Below are 15,459 nucleotides of genomic sequence, written 5' to 3' on the forward strand. Positions count from 1 at the left end.
ACAAAGGCCGTGCCGTGGGGTGTGAGGTCCGCCTAGCGTGGGAGCCATGACCCTCGCCGACCGGGCTGCCGCCCCGGATCGCCTCGACCTCCCCGCGTTCGACGGCCTCACCTGGCGCCCCCTGGAGCGCGCCGACACCCCCGGCGTGCACGCGCTCGTGGCCGCGATCGAGGACGCCGACGCCCAGCCCTTCCGGACCTCCCTCGCCGAGATCGGGGACGAGTTCGACGATCCCGGCCGCGACCCCGCAGCGGACACCGTCGCCGCGGTCGACGGCGAGGGGCGGTTCGTCGCGTACGGGGGCGTCGCCACCCGCCCCGGCGACGCGAGCATGGTGCGGGTGTTCCTCCACGGCGGGGTGCTCCCGGAGCGCCGGGGCGAGGGCCTCGGGCGCGCCGCCGTCGCGTGGATGACCGGACGCGCCCGACAGGTCCTCGCCGCGAGCGACCGCGACCTGCCCGGCCGCATCCTCACCTACCTCGAGTACGGCGGTCCCGCGGCCGAGCGCCGGCTCTACGAGCGGGCCGGGTTCGGCACGCTCCGCTACTACGCGACGCTCCGCCGCGACCTCGCCGACCCGATCCCCGTCGTGGACCTCCCCGACGGGCTCCGGCTCGAGCCCTGGGCCCCCGCCCTCGACGAGGCCGTCCGGCTCGCGCACAACGACGCGTTCCGCGACCACTGGGGGAGCGAGCCGCAGTCGCCCGAGGTGTGGGCCCACGGCCGGACGCTGTTCGCGCCGCAGTGGAGCGCCGTCGTCGTCGACCCCGCCCCGGACCCCGCGCTCGTGGCCGGGCTCGACGCCGCGACGCGCGCGCACGTCGCGGCGGGCGGGACGCTCGTCGCCGGGTACCAGCTCGCGATCCGCGCCGAGCAGGACTGGGCGGTCCAGGGCTACACCTCCGGGTACACGGACGCGCTCGGGGTGCGACGCGCGTACCGGGGCCGGCACCTCGCGCCCGCCCTGCTCGCGGCAGCGATGCGCACGTTCGCCGCGGACGGCATGCAGTACGCGGCGCTCGACGTCGACACCGAGAACCCGACCGGCGCCTACGGGCTGTACTCGAGCCTCGGCTACGAGAAGACCGTCGGCTCACGGATGCTTGCGATCGAGCTGTGACACCGTCTCAGTCCAGGCAGAACTCGTTGCCCTCGACGTCCTGCATGACGAGGACCGACTCGTCCTCCTCGTTCGCCGGCAGCAGCTGGAACCGCGACGCCCCCAGCGCCTCGAGCCGGTCGCCCTCGGCGTTCAGGACCGCGAGCCGCTCCTCGCCCACCAGCCCCGTGCCGACGCGCACGTCCAGGTGCACCCGGTTCTTCACGACCTTGCCCTCGGGCGCCCGCTGGAAGAACAGCCGCGGCCCGACGCCGTTCGGGTCCACGCAGGCCGCCCACACGCCCGGGTCGTCCGGCGACGACGCGCGCTCGTACGCGTCCCAGTCCTCGAAGCCGTCGGGCGGGGCCGGCCACACGTACCCCAGCACCGCGCACCAGAACCGGGCGACCCGCACCGGCTCCGCGCAGTCGAACGTGACCTGGACCTGCCTCACCTGCGACGTCGTCATCCCGCCACCGTAGACAACCGCCCGCCGCACCGTCCCCCGAATACGGGCGCACGGGTTCGGACCCCGGTTAGGCTGCGACCCCGGGCACGACGGCGCGCCCGCAGCGACGAGCGGACGAGGACGCCCACCATGACCCCCGGCCAGCACCACCGACCGGCCCCCGGACCCGACCAGCCGACCACGGGTGAGAGCGTCGGCGCCGCCTTCGCCCGCGTCGTCCTCCCCATCACCCTCTACGGGCTTGATCTCGCGGCCCACCTCGTCGCCGTCCTCGTCCACGCGCACCCCTCGCGACCGTCACCCAGGCGCTCCTCATGCCCCTCCTGGCGGTCGTCGTCCTCGGTGCTTCGCACCGGCCCCTCGCCCGCGTCACCCGGTGGGCGCTCGCGGCCCTCGCGCTGTCCTGGCTCGGCGACGTGCTCCCGAACGCCGCCGACGGCGACACCGCGTTCCTCCTCATGGTCGGCCCGTTCCTGCTCGCCCAGGCCGCGTACGTGACGGCGTTCTGGCCCGACCGCCGCCGCGTCCGCCCCTCACCGTCGCCGGGTACGTGGCGGCGCTCGCGGTGCTCGTGGCGGTCTGCGCCCCGCACGCAGGGTCGATGCTCGTGCCCGTGCTGGTGTACGGGGCGATGCTCACGGTCATGGCGGTGCTGTCGACGGGGCTCGGACGGCTCGCCGGGCTCGGCGGGGCGGTGTTCTTCGTGTCCGACGGCCTCATCGCGCTCGGCCACTTCGCCGGGCACCCGGCCGGGACCGCGGGGAGCGTCGCCGTGATGGCGACCTACGGCGTCGGGCAGGCGCTGCTCGCGGCCGGGGTCCTGCACCGTGCCGCCGCCGACGACGTCCCCACCGGCCCGCGGCCCGCCGTCCTGCCGCTGTGGTCGCCGCGGAGCAGCGCCGCGCGCTGACGCCCGCCGGGTGAACGGGCGGGCAGGCCTCTATCGTGGCGCCATGCCGACCACGCTGCCCGCGTCGCACGCGGATCTCCTCGACCGTCCCCTGTTCGCCCACCTCGCCACGATCCGCCCCGACGGCGCACCCCAGTCGAGCGTCATGTGGTTCGACTGGGACGGCGAGCTCGTCCGGTTCACGCACACCTCGACCCGGCAGAAGTTCCGCAACCTCGAGCACGAGCCGCGGGTCGCGCTGTCGATCGCGGACCCCGACGACGGGTACCGCTACCTGGAGCTGCGCGGGACCGTGGTCTCGATCACGCCCGACGACGCCGAGGCCTCCTTCTACCGGTCGCTCCAGGAGCGCTACGGGAACGTCTACCCGATCCCGGACGCCGACGTGCGGGTGGTCGTCGCGGTCCGCCCCGAACGGTTCGTGGCCGTGGGCGGCGGGTCGGTCGAGGCGTCGGGGACGCTCGCAAGCTGAGACCGTGCCCGCGCGCGAGACCGTCACGGCGGTGCTGGTCAAGGGCGCGAGCGACCAGCTCGCGGTCGAGACGCTCGCCGCCCGGCTCGGCCACGACCTCGCCGCGGAAGGCACGGTCGTCGCGCCGATCGGCGGCGCGCACGCGCTCGCGCGGACGGCCCGCCGCCTGGGCCCGCTCGGGGACGGGCTGCGGCTCCTGGGCCTCGTCGACGTCGGCGAGGAGGCGGTCTGCCGGCGCGGGCTCGCGCAGGCGGGCGTCGGCGAGGCGGCCGACCGGGACGGGCTCGCGCGCCTGGGGTTCTTCGTGTGCGAACGGGACCTCGAGGACGAGCTGCTGCACGCCGTCGGCGCCGGGGCGCACCGCAAGCACCGGTACGGACGGCTGCTCGCCGAGGCCGTCGACCTCGACCACGTCCCGGTGCCGCTCGCCGGCTTGCTCGACCGGCTCTGAACGCGTCGTCGAGCACGGGATCCCGGCCCCGCGCGCACGGGCTCCGCGTCCGTCCGCTGCGCGGGACGGGCGGAGAGCCCGTGCTCGGCGGGAGGGGGTCGCGTCCGGGAAGGTAGCCAGCCGCGTCTGCGGGGAGACCGTCAGCCGACCGCGGCGACCGGGGCGGCGAGGGGCTGGCCGGAGCCGTCGCGGCGCACGTCGGGCGCGGGCAGGTCGAGCGGCTGGCCGCCGGACCCGAGAGCCCGCGCGGGCGCGGCCCCGACCCAGGCGAGGATCAGCGCGTCCTCGCCGCGCAGGAACCGCTGCGACCGGACGCCGCCGGTCGCGCGCCCCTTGCCGGGGTAGAGCTCGAACGGGGTGACCTTCGCGGAGCCGGCCTGCGTGCCGGGCAGCGCGTCCGACGAGCCGGCGACCGTCACGACGACGGCGCCCGCGAGCCCCTCGGTGCTGCCGTCGCCGTCGCGCACGTGCGCGGCCACGGCACCGAAGAACACGACCTCGGCGCCGGCGGCCAGCTTGATGCCGGCCATGCCGCCGCCCGCCCGGCCCTGGGGCCGCACCGACGAGGCGACGAAGTGCAGGAGCGACGCGTCCGACGACACGAATACGAGCTCGTCGTCGTCCGCGACGGCCGCCGCGCCGACGACCTCGTCGCCGTCCTTGAGCCCGATCACGTCGAACACGTCCTTGTTCGGCACGTCGCCGGCCGCGACGCGCTTGACGACGCCGGCCTTGGTGCCGAGCGCGAGCGTCGGCGCGTCGGGGGCGAGCGCGACCAGGGCGAGGACCTTCTCCCCGGACTCGAGCGCCGCGACCTCGCTCACGGGCACGCCGCCGGACAGGCTGGGCGCGCCCTGCGTCGGGGGCAGCGCCGGCAGGTCGAGCACGGACACGCGGACCACGCGGCCCCGGTTGGTGACGGCCCCGACGTCGGCGCGCGCGGTGGCACCCACCACGGACCGGATGACGTCGTGCGCGTGCCGGGCGCCCTCGCGGGAGGGGGCTGCGTCGTCGGACGTGCGGGCGAGCAACCCGGTGGCCGAGAGCAGGACGTGGCAGGGCGTGTCCGCGACCTCGAGGCTCAGCGCGGGCGCCTTGGCGCCGCGACCAGTGCCGAGGGCGGGTGCGACGCCCGTGGCCCCGCTGACGCCCGCCCCGGCGGAGTCGAGCAGGATGGTGCGCCGCGGCGTCCCGTACAGGCGGGCGACCTCGCCCATCTCGTCGCTGACCACGCCGCGCAGGCGCTGCTCGTCGGCGAGGATCGCCTCGAGCTCGTCGATCTCGCGCTTGAGCTCGTCCTGCTCCTTCTCGAGCTCGATCCGGCTGAACTTCGTCAGGCGGCGGAGCTGCAGGTCGAGGATGTAGGTGGCCTGGGGCTCGGACAGGTCGAAGACCTCCATGAGGCGGGTCCGCGCGATCCCGGCGTCCTCGGAGGAACGGATGACCTCGATGACCTCGTCGATGTCGACGATCGCGAGGAGCAGCCCCTCGACCAGGTGCAGACGGTCGCGGCGCTTGCCGAGCCGGAACCGCGAGCGGCGCCGCACGACGTCGATGCGGTGCCCCACCCACACCGTCAGGAGCTCGCGCAGGCCGAGCGTGCGGGGCTGGCCCTCGACGAGGGTCACGTTGTTGATGCCGAACGAGTCCTCCATCGGCGTGTGCCGGTAGAGCTGCTCGAGGACGGCGTCGGGATTGAAGCCCGTCTTGACCTCGATCACGAGCCGCAGCCCGTGCTCGCGGTCCGTGAGGTCCGTGATCGCGGAGATGCCCTGGAGCTTCTTGGTCTGCACGCCCTCGCGGACCTTCTCGATCACGCGCTCGGGCCCGACCATGTACGGGAGCTCGGTCACGACGATCCCGCGCTTGCGGGGCGTGAGGGACTCGATCTTCGCGGTCGCGCGAGTCTTGAACGACCCGCGCCCCGTGCGGTACGCGTCGCGGATCCCCTCGAGCCCGACGATCTTGCCGCCCGTCGGCAGGTCAGGCCCGGGCACGAACCGCATGAGCGCCTCGAGGTCGGCGTCGGGGTGCGCCACGAGGTGCTGCGCGGCGGCCACGACCTCGACGAGGTTGTGGGGCGCCATGTTGGTCGCCATCCCGACCGCGATGCCCGACGCGCCGTTGACCAGCAGGTTCGGGATCGCGGCGGGCAGCACCTCGGGCTGCATGAGCTTGTTGTCGTAGTTCGGGACGAAGTCGACCTCGTCCTCGTCCAGGCCCGTCGTGAGGGCGGTCGCGGCCGGTGCCATACGTGCCTCGGTGTACCGGGGGCGGCGGGGCCGTCGTCGAGCGAGCCGAAGTTCCCGTGCCCGTCCACGAGCGGCAGGCGCAGCGCGAAGTCCTGCGCGAGGCGGACCAGCGCGTCGTAGATCGCCGTGTCGCCGTGCGGGTGGAGCTTGCCCATGACGTCGCCGACGACGCGCGCCGACTTCACGTACGAGCGGTCGGGGCGCAGGCCCATCTCCGACATCTGGAACAGGATGCGGCGCTGCACGGGCTTGAGGCCGTCGCGCGCGTCGGGCAGGGCCCGGGAGTAGATGACCGAGTACGCGTACTCGAGGTAGGACCCTCCATCTCCGCCGAGACGTCGATGTCGACGATCTTCTCGACGAACGGCTCGGAGGGGTCGGGAGCGGCGGCGCGGGAGCCGGAGCGGGACGAACGGGCCATGGGCGCCATTGTCCCGCACGCCGCCCACGCCACGGTGCACGGCGCGCGGCCGGGGCCGCCGCCGTGACGTCGCGCCCCTACGGCCGCAGCGTGAGGATCCGCGCGCCGTCGTCGGTGATCGCGACGGTGTGCTCGCTGTGCGCGGTCCGGGCCCCGGTCGCACTGCGCAGGGTCCAGCCGTCGGCGTCGGTGACGAGCTCGTCGGTGTCGGCCATGACCCACGGCTCGATCGCGAGCAGCAGGCCGGGCCGCAGCGTGTACCCGCGCCCGGCACGCCCGGCGTTGGCGATGTGCGGGTCCTGGTGCATGGTCGAGCCGACCCCGTGCCCGCCGAACTGCGTGTTGACGGTGTACCCGGCGTCGGTGAGGACCTCGCCTATGGCGTGCGACAGGTCCCCGACCTTCGCGCCGGGCCGGGCCGCGGCGATGCCCGCAGCGAGCGCCCGCTCGGTCGCGTCGATCATCGCGAGGTCCTCGGGCCGCGCCGCCTGCCCGACGACGAAGCTCACCGCCGAGTCGGCGACGATCCCGTGGAGGGACACGGCCAGGTCGAGGGTGAGCAGGTCGCCGTCGGCAAGGGTGTAGTCGCGGGGGAGCCCGTGGAGCACGGCGTCGTTGACGGAGGTGCAGATGTAGTGCCCGAACGGACCGCTCCCGAAGGACGGCGCGTAGTCGACGTAGCAGGACACCGCGCCGGCGTCGTCGATCAGCTCCTTCGTCCACCGGTCGATCTCGAGCAGGTTGGTGCCGACCCGGCACCGGGCGCGCACCGTGGCGAGGATGCGCCCGACGAGCGCCCCGGTCGCCTCGGCGCGTTCCAGCTCGACGGGGCTGAGGATCTCGATCATGGGCCACCTTCGTCGTCGGGCACCCGGGGACGGGTGCCAATAAGTATCCCGGCCAGCCTACCCCGGGATGATCATCCCGGGATTAGAATCGGCGGCATGGTCCGTCTGCCGCTCACCCCCGCCGAGCTCGACCGAGGCCGGCGCCTCGGCACGCTGCTGCGCAGCGCCCGCGGCGACCGGCCCATGCTGGACACGGCGCTCGCGGCCGGCGTCTCACCGGAGACCCTGCGCAAGATCGAGTCCGGCCGCGTCGCCACCCCCGCGTTCTCCACGGTCGCCGCGATCGCCACCGTCCTCGGGCTGTCCCTGGACACGGTGTGGGCCGAGGTCAGCGCCCCCGACGCCGAGCAGGCCCGCCCGCGCGCCTCGGCGTAGCCGGTGGGACTGAGATCACGGCGTCGCTCCCCGGCGAGCGCGCCCCACCCGTTCTAGGCTGCCGGTGTGAGCGAGCCCGCCGCCCCGCCCTATCCCGAGGAGTGGGAGGCCGACGTCGTCCTGCGGGACGGGACGACCGCGCACGTGCGCCCCATCCGGCCCTCCGACGCCGACGCCCTCCAGCGCTTCCACGTCGGCCAGTCGCAGCGCTCCGTCTACTTCCGGTTCTTCGCCGCCATGGAGCGGCTGTCCGACCGGGACCTGCGCCGGTTCACGCACGTCGACCACCACGACCGGGTCGCCCTCATCGCGGTCGCGTCCACGCCCGCCGGGGCCGACGGGACGCCACCTGGCGACGGCGCGACGGACGGCGGCGACGACGGCGACGCCCCCTCGGCGAGGAGATCATCGGCGTCGCCCGCTTCGACCGCACCGCCCCGCACGAGGCCGAGGTCGCGTTCAACGTCGCCGACGCCCACCAGGGACGCGGCCTCGGGTCCGTCCTCCTCGAGCACATCGCCGCCGCCGCCCGCGAGCGCGGCGTCGAACGCTTCACGGCCGACGTCCTGCCGCAGAACGGGCGCATGCTCGCCGTGTTCCGCGAGGCCGGGTACGACGTCTCCCAGCGCGTCGACGACGGCGTCGTGTCCGTGAGCGTCGACCTCGACCCGACCGAGCGGTCCCGGGAGGTCATGGCCGACCGGGAGCGGCGCGCCGAGGCGCGCTCGATGCAGACCCTCCTCGACGCGCACGCCGTGCTCGTCGTGACGTCACCCGCCCTGCCCGCGGACGCCGTCGAGCGGCGCTTCGCCGACGCCGTGGTCGCGGGGGCGCTCGCGGACCCCGGGGACGCGACGTTCGACGTCGTCGGGACGGGCCGCGAGCCGGGGGAGGCGCTGCCGGGCGTCGCGTTCCACGACCGCCTCAAGACGGCGACCGGCCCGTACGACCTCGCGGTGCTCGCCCTCGCACCCGAGCAGGTGCTCGCGATCGTCCCGGCCCTGGCGAGGCGCGGGGTGCGGGGGCTCGTGGTGCTGTCCGGGGGTTCGCGGAGCTCGGCCCCGACGGGCTGGCGCGCCAGCTCGAGCTCGTGCGCCGCGCGCACACCGCCGGGATGCGCGTGATCGGCCCCGCCTCCTACGGGCTGCTGCGCCGCACACCCGGGCACCGGATCGACGTGTCCCTCGCGACGGACCCCCGCCCGACGGCAGCGTCGGCCTGTTCTGCCAGTCCGCGCCGACCGCGGTGACGCTCCTCGCGACGGTGCGCCGGCGCGGGCTCGGGGTCGCCACGTTCCTGTCGGCGGGCAACCGCGCGGACGTATCCGGCAACGACATGATGCAGTTCTGGTCCGAGGACCCGTCGACGGCGGTCGCGTGCCTCTCGCTCGAGTCCATCGGCAACCCGCGCAAGTTCTCGCGGATCGCGCGGCGCCTCGCGTCCGCGAAGCCGGTGGTCGTGGTCGCGGCAGGGCAGTCGGGGCACTTCGCGCCGCCCGGGCACGCGGTGCGCCGCGGGCACGTCCCGCGCCGGGCGCTCGAGGAGATCATGAGGCAGGCCGGGGTGATCCGCGCCGACAACACCCACCAGATGGTCGACCTCGCCCAGCTCCTCGCGCACCAGCCTCTGCCCGCCGGGCGCCGCGTCGGGATCGTCGGGAGCTCGCCGTCCCTGGTCTCCGCGGTCGCGGACGCCGCCGAGGCCGCGGGCCTCGTGGTCGCGTGCCGGGCGTCGGTCGAGCGCGAGGACGCGAGCCCCGACCGGATCCGCGCCGCGCTCGACGTCGTGTTCGCGGACGGCGCGTGCGACGTCGTCGTCGCCGTCAACGTCCCCACCGTGCGCGTGGACCTCGCCTGGCTCGCGGGGAGCTCGCGGCCCGTGCGGCGTCGTCGGGCCGGCCCACGCTCGTCAGCGCGGTCGGCTTCCACGGCCTCACCGACGCCTTCACGCACACCACGCCCGACGGCGTCACGCACCGCGTGCCCGCCTACTCCACCCCCGAGGACGCCGTGTGGGCGGCCGCGGCCGTCGCCCGGTACGCGCGCTGGCGCGCGGAGGACCACGGCACCCACGTCGCCTACCCCGACGCCGACCGTGACGGTGCCCGCGAGATCGTCGAGTCCGCCGCCCCCGGACCGCTGCCCGCCGCGGACCTCGCGCGTCTGCTCGCCTGCTACGGCGTGACCGTCTGGCCCGCCACGCCCGTCGAGGACGCCGACCAGGCCGTCGCCGCCGCCCGCGAGCTCGGCTACCCCGTGGCCCTCAAAGCCACCAGCGAGGCGCTGCGCCACCGCGCCGACCTCGGCGGCGTGCGGCTCGACGTCACCGGGGACGACGACGCCCGGGCCGGCCTCGAGTCCCTGCGGGCGACCATCCTCGACAACCTCGGGCCCGGCGCGTTCGCCGAGGGGCGGCCCCGTTCGAGGTCCAGCGGATGGCCGACGCCGGCGTCGCGTGCGTCGTGCGCAGCGGCGAGGACCCCTGTACGGGCCGGTCGTGTCGTTCGGGCTGTCCGGGGACGCCGTCGACCTCCTCGGCGACGTCGCCTACGGCGTCCCGCCCCTCACCGACGTCGACGTCGCCGCCATGATCCGCCGCGTCCGGGCCGCGCCCCGCCTGTTCGGGTACCGCGGGGCGCCCGGCGTCGACGTCGCCGCCCTCGAGGACCTCGTCGGCCGCGTGTCCGTCCTCGCCGACGACCTGCCCGAGGTCGCGAGCCTCGAGCTCGCCCCCGTCGTCGTCGCCCCCCACAGCCTCGCCGTCCTCGGCGCCCGCGCCACCCTCGCCCCGCCGCGCCGCGTCGACGCCCTGCGCCGCGCCCTGCCCATGCTCTCCGGCCCCGCGACGTAGCCCTGCGCCCCGACTCCCTCGCGAAGCACCTCTCCGGGAGGCCTGCTTCGCGAGATGGGCCTCCCGGGGGCCCACCTCGGTGAGGGCGGGGGCGTGCGGTGCGAGAATGACCGGGTGCCGCAGCCCGCCACCTCACCCCGCGCCGACCTCACCGCCCAGCTCGTCCGGGCCGGCTACTACCCGCAGCTCGTGGACGACGTCGTCGACGTCGCCGTCGCCGACGAGGACCTCGTCGCCCACCTCGTGCACGCCGAGACCACGTTCGACGGCGAGGAGATCCGCCGCCACGTCACGGTTCTCGCGCTCACCCCCACCCGGTTCGTCACCGTCCACGTCGACGACCACCCCGCCGACTCCGAGCACCCCGCCGCGAGCGCGGTCGCGACCTCCGACGCCGTGCCGCTGCGCGCCGTGAGCTCGGTCTCCTCACCCACGTCGTCGCCCGCCCCGACACCCACCGCGCCGGCCAGGCGCCCGCCGAGCTCACCCTCGCCATCGGGTGGGGCGGCGTCCAGCGTGTCGACCTCGAGCCCGCCCAGTGCGCCGACCCGACCTGCGAGGCCGACCACGGCCTCACCGGCCAGCTCCTGCCCGACGACCTCGTCGTCCGCGTCAGCGCCGAGGCCGACGGCGCCAAGGCCGTCCAGCGCGCCGCCCGGTTCGCGCGCGTCCTGTCCGCCGCGACCGCGCGCTGATGGCCGACCTTCTCCCCGTCCTCGCGGCGCTCGCGGGCGCGCGCGGCGACGTCCCGCGGGACGTCGCCGCGGACACCTTCGTGGCGCCGTCGTACGGGGGTGAGCCTCGACGCCGTCCTGCCGGGCGTGCTCGGCGCACTCGCCGGCTGCGGTGGGGGCGACGGCGCGGGCTCCGACCCGGCCGCGACCGCCCGGCTCGGCCTGCCTGCGGCGACCCGCGCGTGCGTCGTCCTCGTCGACGGGCTCGGCTGGGAGAACCTGCGCGAACGCGCCGGCCACGCCTCCTTCCTGCGGCCCCGCCTGAGCGACCCGGCCGCCGCCCGCCCCTTGACCACGACCTATCCCTCGACGACGGCGGCCGCGATCGGCACGTTCGGCACGGGCGCCCCGCCCGGGCGCACCGCCATGCTCGGGTACACCGTCCGCAACCCCGCCACGGGCGGCCTCGCCGGCCTCGTGTCCTGGGAGGGGGCGCCCGACCCCCGCACCTGGCAGCGCGAGGCACCCCTCCCCGAGGTCGCAGCTACGGGCGGGCTGCCCGTCACCTCGGTCGGCCCCGCACGCTTCGCCGGCTCCGGGATGACCGTCGCCGCCCTGCGCGGCGGCACCTACCTGCCCGCCGAGGCGCTCGCCGACCGGGTCGCCGCGGCATCCCGGGCGCTGCGCGGACCGGGGCTCGTCTACCTGTACTGGGGCGAGGTCGACAAGGTCGGCCACCACCAGGGCTGGCGGTCGGCCGCGTGGGGGCACGCGCTCGAGGAGCTCGACGCGGGCCTGTCGCTGCTCGCCCGGTCGCTGCCCGCCGGGACCCTGCTGGTCGTCACCGCGGACCACGGGATGGTCGACGTCGACCCCGCCGTCCGCTGGGACGTCGCGACCGACCCCGTGCTGCGGGCCGACGTCGCGCTCGTCGCGGGCGAACCGCGCGCGAGCCACCTCTACCTCGAGCCCGGGGCCGACGCGCGGGCGGTCGCCGCCCGCTGGTCTGCCCACCTGGGCGACGCCGCGCTCGTGGGCGTGCGCGACGACGTCGTCGCCGCGGGCCTGTTCGGCGACGTGGCGCCGCACGCCCTGCCCGTGATCGGGGACGTCGTCGTCGCGGCGACGGGCCGCGCGAGCATCGTGGACTCGCGCACCCAGACCCCGGCGAGCCTCACGCTCGTCGGGATGCACGGGTCGCTCACGCCCGCCGAGATGCGGATCCCGCTCGTCGTCCACCTGACCTGAGAGGACCACCACCCGTGGCCGAGCTCGTCTTCTTCAGCGGCACCATGGACTCCGGCAAGTCCACGCTCGCCCTGCAGACCCACCACAACCACTCCTCGCGGGGGCGGCACGGGCTGCTGTTCACGCGCAACGACCGGGCCGGGCAGGCGCGCCTGTCGTCGCGCCTCGGGCTCGAGGTCGACGCCGACGAGGTCGACGACGCCACCGACTTCTGGGCCGTGGTGTCCGACGCGCGGTCCCGCACCGGGCACGTCGACTACCTCGTGTGCGACGAGGCGCAGTTCTACGCGCCCGAGCAGGTCGAGCAGCTCGCCCGGCTCGTCGACGAGGCCGGGATCGACGTGTACGCGTTCGGGATCCTCGCGGACTTCCGCACCCGGCTGTTCCCCGGGTCGGCGCGGCTCGTCGAGCTCGCCGACCGCGTCGAGACCCTCCAGGTCCCGGCGCTGTGCTGGTGCGGGGCGCGTGCCACGCACAACGCGCGCACCGTCGACGGGCGGATGGTCGTGGAGGGCGAGCAGGTCGTCGTCGGCGACGTGGACGCGTCCGCGGGGACCGTCGCCTACGAGGTGCTGTGCCGCCGCCACCACGCGCGCCGCATGACGCTCGCGACGGCGTCGGCCCGCTCGGGCCCGGGCGACACTCTCGACCTCGCCTGAGCGGCGCCCTTCACCGCGAGGTATGGGGGAAGGTCAGGCGTCGGTGCGGGAGCCGAACATGATCTCGTCCCACGACGGCATCTTGGCGCGCTGCTTGCGCGACGACGGCTTGCGCTCGGCGGCGCGGCCCGCACCCGCGGGCTCGAGGGCGGGGTCGTCCTCGGAGCCGTGAGCGGAGCGCGCGGTACCGGTGTCCCGAGCCCCGCCGTCGGCGGCGTGGTCACCGCGGTCGTCCGCGGCGGGCTCGTCGGCGGGTGCCGGGTCGAGGTCGACCCCGTCCACGTCGTCGTCGAGGTGCGCGTCTTTGGCCGGGAACGGGAGCGCGACGACGTCCGCGACGCTCATCCGGTCGGCGACGGACACGCGGTCGTGCCCGTGCCGCTGGCGCTTCCCGCGCCGGCCGCGGCGGTCGTCGTGCGCGTCGTCGCCGGTGATGTGGTCGGCGTCGTCCGGGGGCTCCACGTGGCCGGTCGGGTCACCGTGCGTCTCGCCCGGACGGCCGGGACGGTCCGCCCGGGAACCGGCGGGGTGCGGCTCGTCACGCAGGGGACCGAACCCCTCGAAGTCCTCCTCGACGACGTCGGGGGCGCGCGTGCCCCGGCGCCGACCGAGGTCGTCCAGGAGCGCGTCCGTCGTCGCGGCGTCCCGGGGGTGGCGCGGGTCCCGCCCACGCTCCAGCAGCCCGTCGACCGCGGACAGCACGGGTCGCACCGCGGACCGGACGTCGTCGTCCGCGACGCCGTGGGTGCCCCCACCTCGTTCTCCGACAGCCACCGGGCCTCGTCGTCCAGGGCCCGGACCTCGCGCGAGGACGCGTCGTACGCCCAGGTCGCCGTCCGGTCCCGGCCGCCCGCGGCAAACCGTGCCGTCGCCCGCCACGTGCCCGACGCGTCGCGTGCCGCGTCCCACGCCACCGACTCCGCGTCGACGTCCCGCGACGCGAGCCGGTCGGCGACGAGGTCCGCGAGCGTCGGGGCGTCCGCGTCGCCGAGCCGCGTCGCGCGCACCCGGTCCACCACGTGCTCACGCTCGGCGAGCACCGGCCCCTCGTACCGGCGCACGTGCTCGACCGGCACCCCGGCCTCCGCGGCCACCTGCTCGGCGCTCGCGCCCGCACGGATCCGGGCCTGGATCTCCCGCACCGGCAGGGTGCCCGGCGACGACGCGCGCAGCTGCTCGAGCTGGGGCCGGTCCCGGCGCACCGCGGCCCGCAGCGTGTCGTCGATGCGCACGGTGTACCGCTCGCCCATGGGTCCCGCGAGGACGAGACTCTCCCCGTCCTCGTGCAGTCCCACCAGGTTCAGCTCGTTCATCACGCCTCCCGTCAGCCACGACCGTACTAGGCTCGCGCGCCCAGACCCGGCTTCCGTCCCCCGAGCGTGCCACCTCCGGCCCGGCACCCGGCGCAGGCGCCCCGGTGTGCCGCGAGTCCGCGAGCTCGCGCGCGGCGCCGCCCGCTCGCCCCGGGGACCCGTGCGCTGGGATGATCGGCACGTGACCGTCGTCCTGCACGCCGAGCCGGCCCTGGAGATCGCCGGCGTCTTCTTCGCGGCCCTGTCCGGCGGGCTGTCCGCCGTGCGCAAGCACCTCGACGTGTTCGGCGTCCTCGTCCTCGCCGGGACCGCCGGGCTCGGCGGCGGCATGCTCCGCGACGTCCTGATCGGCGCGACCCCGCCCGTCGGGATCACCGACCCCGTGCTCGTCGGCACCGCGCTCCTGTCCGGGGTCGCGATCTGGTTCTTCCACCCCGGCATCGCCCGCATGCGCCGCGGCGTCGTCGTGCTCGACGCCGGCGCGCTCGGGCTGTTCGTCATCGTCGGGACCACCAAGGGCCTGCAGTACGACGCGGGGATGCTCGCGTCGGTGATCGTCGGCACCCTCACCGGCATCGGGGGCGGCGTGCTGCGCGACGTCCTCACGGGCGAGGTCCCGCTCGTCCTGCAGGACCGCCAGCTCTACGCCGTCCCGGCGCTCGCGGGCGCGGGCGCGACGGTGCTGCTGTGGCACGAGGGCTGGCTCACGGCGTGGTCGGCGACGCTCGTCGCGCTCGGCGTGATCGCGTTCCGGCTGCTGTCGCTGTGGCGGGGCTGGGTGCTGCCCGACGCTGCGCAGGCCGCGTGGCCCGGTCCGTGGAACGGTGGCCGCCGGCCCCGGTGACACCCGGCAGGCAACGTTCTGACCTGCGACGATACGGTGCAGGGGGTGAAGTCCGCCACACTTGGCGCCCCGCGACCCGTTCCAGGCTGCGAGCCGCGACCGCATGGTGTTGAATCACCCTTCGCCGACCGGGAATGAAACCGGTCGCGCGTGCATTGAACGCGCAGTGCCCGGCTGGTCGGTGACCCGCCAGCCGCCCACGCAACGTCCGACGAACGACCGGAGTGTGACCCCACCGATGGCAACTGACTACGACGCCCCGCGCAAGACCGACGACGACCTGTCCGAGGACTCCCTCGAGGAGCTGAAGGCGCGCCGGTCCGACAAGAGCTCGGGGGTTGTGGACGAGGACGAGACCGAGGCCGCGGAAGGCTTCGAGCTCCCGGGCGCCGACCTGTCGGGCGAGGAGCTGTCGGTCCGGGTCCTGCCCCAGCAGGCGAACGAGTTCACCTGCTCGCGCTGCTTCCTCGTGCACCACCGTTCCCAGCTCGCGTACACCACGAAGGACGGTCAGCCGGTCTGCACGGAGTGCGCCGCCTGACCTCCCGCCGGGCCCTCGGGCCTCGCGAGCGAC

The 15,459-nt window shown here is 75.6% G+C and carries 15 protein-coding genes and 5 pseudogenes; 15 read left to right on the plus strand and 5 right to left on the minus strand.

The features are described 5' to 3' along the window. Positions 1–46: 46 nt before the first annotated feature. On the plus strand, positions 47–1,120 hold the full coding sequence (locus QQK45_RS16910) for a GNAT family N-acetyltransferase (RefSeq protein ID WP_284294256.1): 1,074 nt from the start codon (positions 47–49) through the stop codon (positions 1,118–1,120). A gap of 7 nt (positions 1,121–1,127) precedes the next feature. On the opposite strand, the gene QQK45_RS16915 is transcribed toward QQK45_RS16910, so the two are convergent. Further along, the gene (locus QQK45_RS16915) at positions 1,128–1,568 is read right to left on the minus strand and encodes a VOC family protein (RefSeq protein WP_284294257.1); all 441 of its coding nucleotides are present in this window, start codon (positions 1,566–1,568) and stop codon (positions 1,128–1,130) included. A gap of 314 nt (positions 1,569–1,882) precedes the next feature. On the opposite strand from QQK45_RS16915, the pseudogene QQK45_RS16920 reads away from it, so the two are divergent. From QQK45_RS16920 to QQK45_RS16930, 3 genes and pseudogenes are all read left to right on the plus strand, one after another. After that, positions 1,883–2,478: pseudogene (locus tag QQK45_RS16920) on the plus strand (lysoplasmalogenase family protein). Positions 2,479–2,521: 43 nt separating this feature from the next. Then, the gene (locus QQK45_RS16925; protein ID WP_284294258.1) at positions 2,522–2,950 is read left to right on the plus strand and encodes a PPOX class F420-dependent oxidoreductase; all 429 of its coding nucleotides are present in this window, start codon (positions 2,522–2,524) and stop codon (positions 2,948–2,950) included. 4 nt (positions 2,951–2,954) lie between these two features. Beyond that, on the plus strand, positions 2,955–3,401 hold the full coding sequence (locus tag QQK45_RS16930) for a toprim domain-containing protein (protein ID WP_284294259.1): 447 nt from the start codon (positions 2,955–2,957) through the stop codon (positions 3,399–3,401). Positions 3,402–3,541: 140 nt separating this feature from the next. On the opposite strand, the pseudogene QQK45_RS16935 reads toward QQK45_RS16930, so the two are convergent. Together QQK45_RS16935 and map are read right to left on the minus strand one after the other, a co-directional pair. Beyond that, positions 3,542–6,074: pseudogene (locus QQK45_RS16935) on the minus strand (DNA gyrase/topoisomerase IV subunit A). A gap of 77 nt (positions 6,075–6,151) precedes the next feature. After that, positions 6,152–6,922 carry a type I methionyl aminopeptidase gene (gene map, locus QQK45_RS16940; protein WP_284294260.1) on the minus strand — a complete coding sequence of 257 codons (771 nt, stop codon included), beginning with the start codon at positions 6,920–6,922 and terminating at the stop codon, positions 6,152–6,154. Positions 6,923–7,018: 96 nt separating this feature from the next. Here map and QQK45_RS16945 point away from each other — a divergent pair, with 96 nt between their 5' ends. From QQK45_RS16945 to QQK45_RS16965, 9 genes and pseudogenes are all read left to right on the plus strand, one after another. Continuing rightward, complete coding sequence (locus QQK45_RS16945; protein ID WP_284294261.1) at positions 7,019–7,297, plus strand: helix-turn-helix domain-containing protein; 279 nt, start codon at positions 7,019–7,021, stop codon at positions 7,295–7,297. A 101-nt stretch (positions 7,298–7,398) separates the two neighbouring features. After that, positions 7,399–7,851, plus strand: a pseudogene (locus tag QQK45_RS22480) (GNAT family N-acetyltransferase); the annotation flags it as partial. A gap of 30 nt (positions 7,852–7,881) precedes the next feature. Continuing rightward, on the plus strand, positions 7,882–8,421 hold the full coding sequence (locus QQK45_RS22485; protein ID WP_348525389.1) for a Rossmann-fold NAD(P)-binding domain-containing protein: 540 nt from the start codon (positions 7,882–7,884) through the stop codon (positions 8,419–8,421). A 94-nt stretch (positions 8,422–8,515) separates the two neighbouring features. After that, complete coding sequence (locus QQK45_RS22490; RefSeq protein ID WP_431310346.1) at positions 8,516–9,481, plus strand: hypothetical protein; 966 nt, start codon at positions 8,516–8,518, stop codon at positions 9,479–9,481. Further along, positions 9,478–9,612, plus strand: a pseudogene (locus tag QQK45_RS22495) (acetate--CoA ligase family protein); the annotation flags it as partial. The gene QQK45_RS22490 and the pseudogene QQK45_RS22495, both read left to right, overlap by 4 nt. A gap of 139 nt (positions 9,613–9,751) precedes the next feature. After that, positions 9,752–10,147: an acetate--CoA ligase family protein gene (locus QQK45_RS22500; protein ID WP_348525267.1), complete on the plus strand. Its 396-nt coding sequence runs from the start codon at positions 9,752–9,754 to the stop codon at positions 10,145–10,147. A gap of 54 nt (positions 10,148–10,201) precedes the next feature. After that, positions 10,202–10,842, plus strand: a pseudogene (locus QQK45_RS16955) (DUF5998 family protein). A 99-nt stretch (positions 10,843–10,941) separates the two neighbouring features. Beyond that, positions 10,942–12,069 (plus strand): alkaline phosphatase family protein, encoded by a 1,128-nt coding sequence (locus tag QQK45_RS16960; RefSeq protein ID WP_284294262.1) that lies wholly within the window; start codon positions 10,942–10,944, stop codon positions 12,067–12,069. A gap of 14 nt (positions 12,070–12,083) precedes the next feature. Then, positions 12,084–12,728, plus strand: coding sequence for a thymidine kinase (locus QQK45_RS16965; protein WP_284294263.1), 645 nt, complete (start codon positions 12,084–12,086; stop codon positions 12,726–12,728). A gap of 33 nt (positions 12,729–12,761) precedes the next feature. On the opposite strand, the gene QQK45_RS16970 is transcribed toward QQK45_RS16965, so the two are convergent. Next, positions 12,762–13,073 (minus strand): hypothetical protein, encoded by a 312-nt coding sequence (locus tag QQK45_RS16970; RefSeq protein ID WP_284294264.1) that lies wholly within the window; start codon positions 13,071–13,073, stop codon positions 12,762–12,764. Beyond that, positions 13,070–14,041, minus strand: a complete 972-nt coding sequence (gene sepH, locus QQK45_RS16975; protein ID WP_284294265.1) for a septation protein SepH — start codon at positions 14,039–14,041, stop codon at positions 13,070–13,072. The genes QQK45_RS16970 and sepH overlap by 4 nt, the downstream gene beginning before the upstream one ends. A gap of 181 nt (positions 14,042–14,222) precedes the next feature. Between sepH and QQK45_RS16980 the strand changes: the two genes are divergently transcribed. Then, complete coding sequence (locus QQK45_RS16980) at positions 14,223–14,885, plus strand: trimeric intracellular cation channel family protein (RefSeq protein WP_284294266.1); 663 nt, start codon at positions 14,223–14,225, stop codon at positions 14,883–14,885. A 238-nt stretch (positions 14,886–15,123) separates the two neighbouring features. Continuing rightward, complete coding sequence (locus QQK45_RS16985) at positions 15,124–15,426, plus strand: DUF4193 domain-containing protein (protein ID WP_284294267.1); 303 nt, start codon at positions 15,124–15,126, stop codon at positions 15,424–15,426. The last annotated feature ends 33 nt before the right edge of the window (positions 15,427–15,459 follow it).

This window comes from Luteimicrobium album (genome assembly GCF_030161555.1).
GTDB lineage: Bacteria > Actinomycetota > Actinomycetes > Actinomycetales > Cellulomonadaceae > Luteimicrobium > Luteimicrobium album.

Coding starts and splice junctions, on each gene's coding strand:
- QQK45_RS16910 (WP_284294256.1), top strand. CDS start 47: ATGACCCTCGCCGACCGGGCTGCCGCCCCGGATCGCCTCGACCTCCCC.
- QQK45_RS16915 (WP_284294257.1), bottom strand. CDS start 1,568: ATGACGACGTCGCAGGTGAGGCAGGTCCAGGTCACGTTCGACTGCGCG.
- QQK45_RS16925 (WP_284294258.1), top strand. CDS start 2,522: ATGCCGACCACGCTGCCCGCGTCGCACGCGGATCTCCTCGACCGTCCC.
- map (WP_284294260.1), bottom strand. CDS start 6,922: ATGATCGAGATCCTCAGCCCCGTCGAGCTGGAACGCGCCGAGGCGACC.
- QQK45_RS16945 (WP_284294261.1), top strand. CDS start 7,019: ATGGTCCGTCTGCCGCTCACCCCCGCCGAGCTCGACCGAGGCCGGCGC.
- QQK45_RS22485 (WP_348525389.1), top strand. CDS start 7,882: ATGCTCGCCGTGTTCCGCGAGGCCGGGTACGACGTCTCCCAGCGCGTC.
- QQK45_RS16970 (WP_284294264.1), bottom strand. CDS start 13,073: ATGAGCGTCGCGGACGTCGTCGCGCTCCCGTTCCCGGCCAAAGACGCG.
- sepH (WP_284294265.1), bottom strand. CDS start 14,041: ATGAACGAGCTGAACCTGGTGGGACTGCACGAGGACGGGGAGAGTCTC.
- QQK45_RS16985 (WP_284294267.1), top strand. CDS start 15,124: ATGGCAACTGACTACGACGCCCCGCGCAAGACCGACGACGACCTGTCC.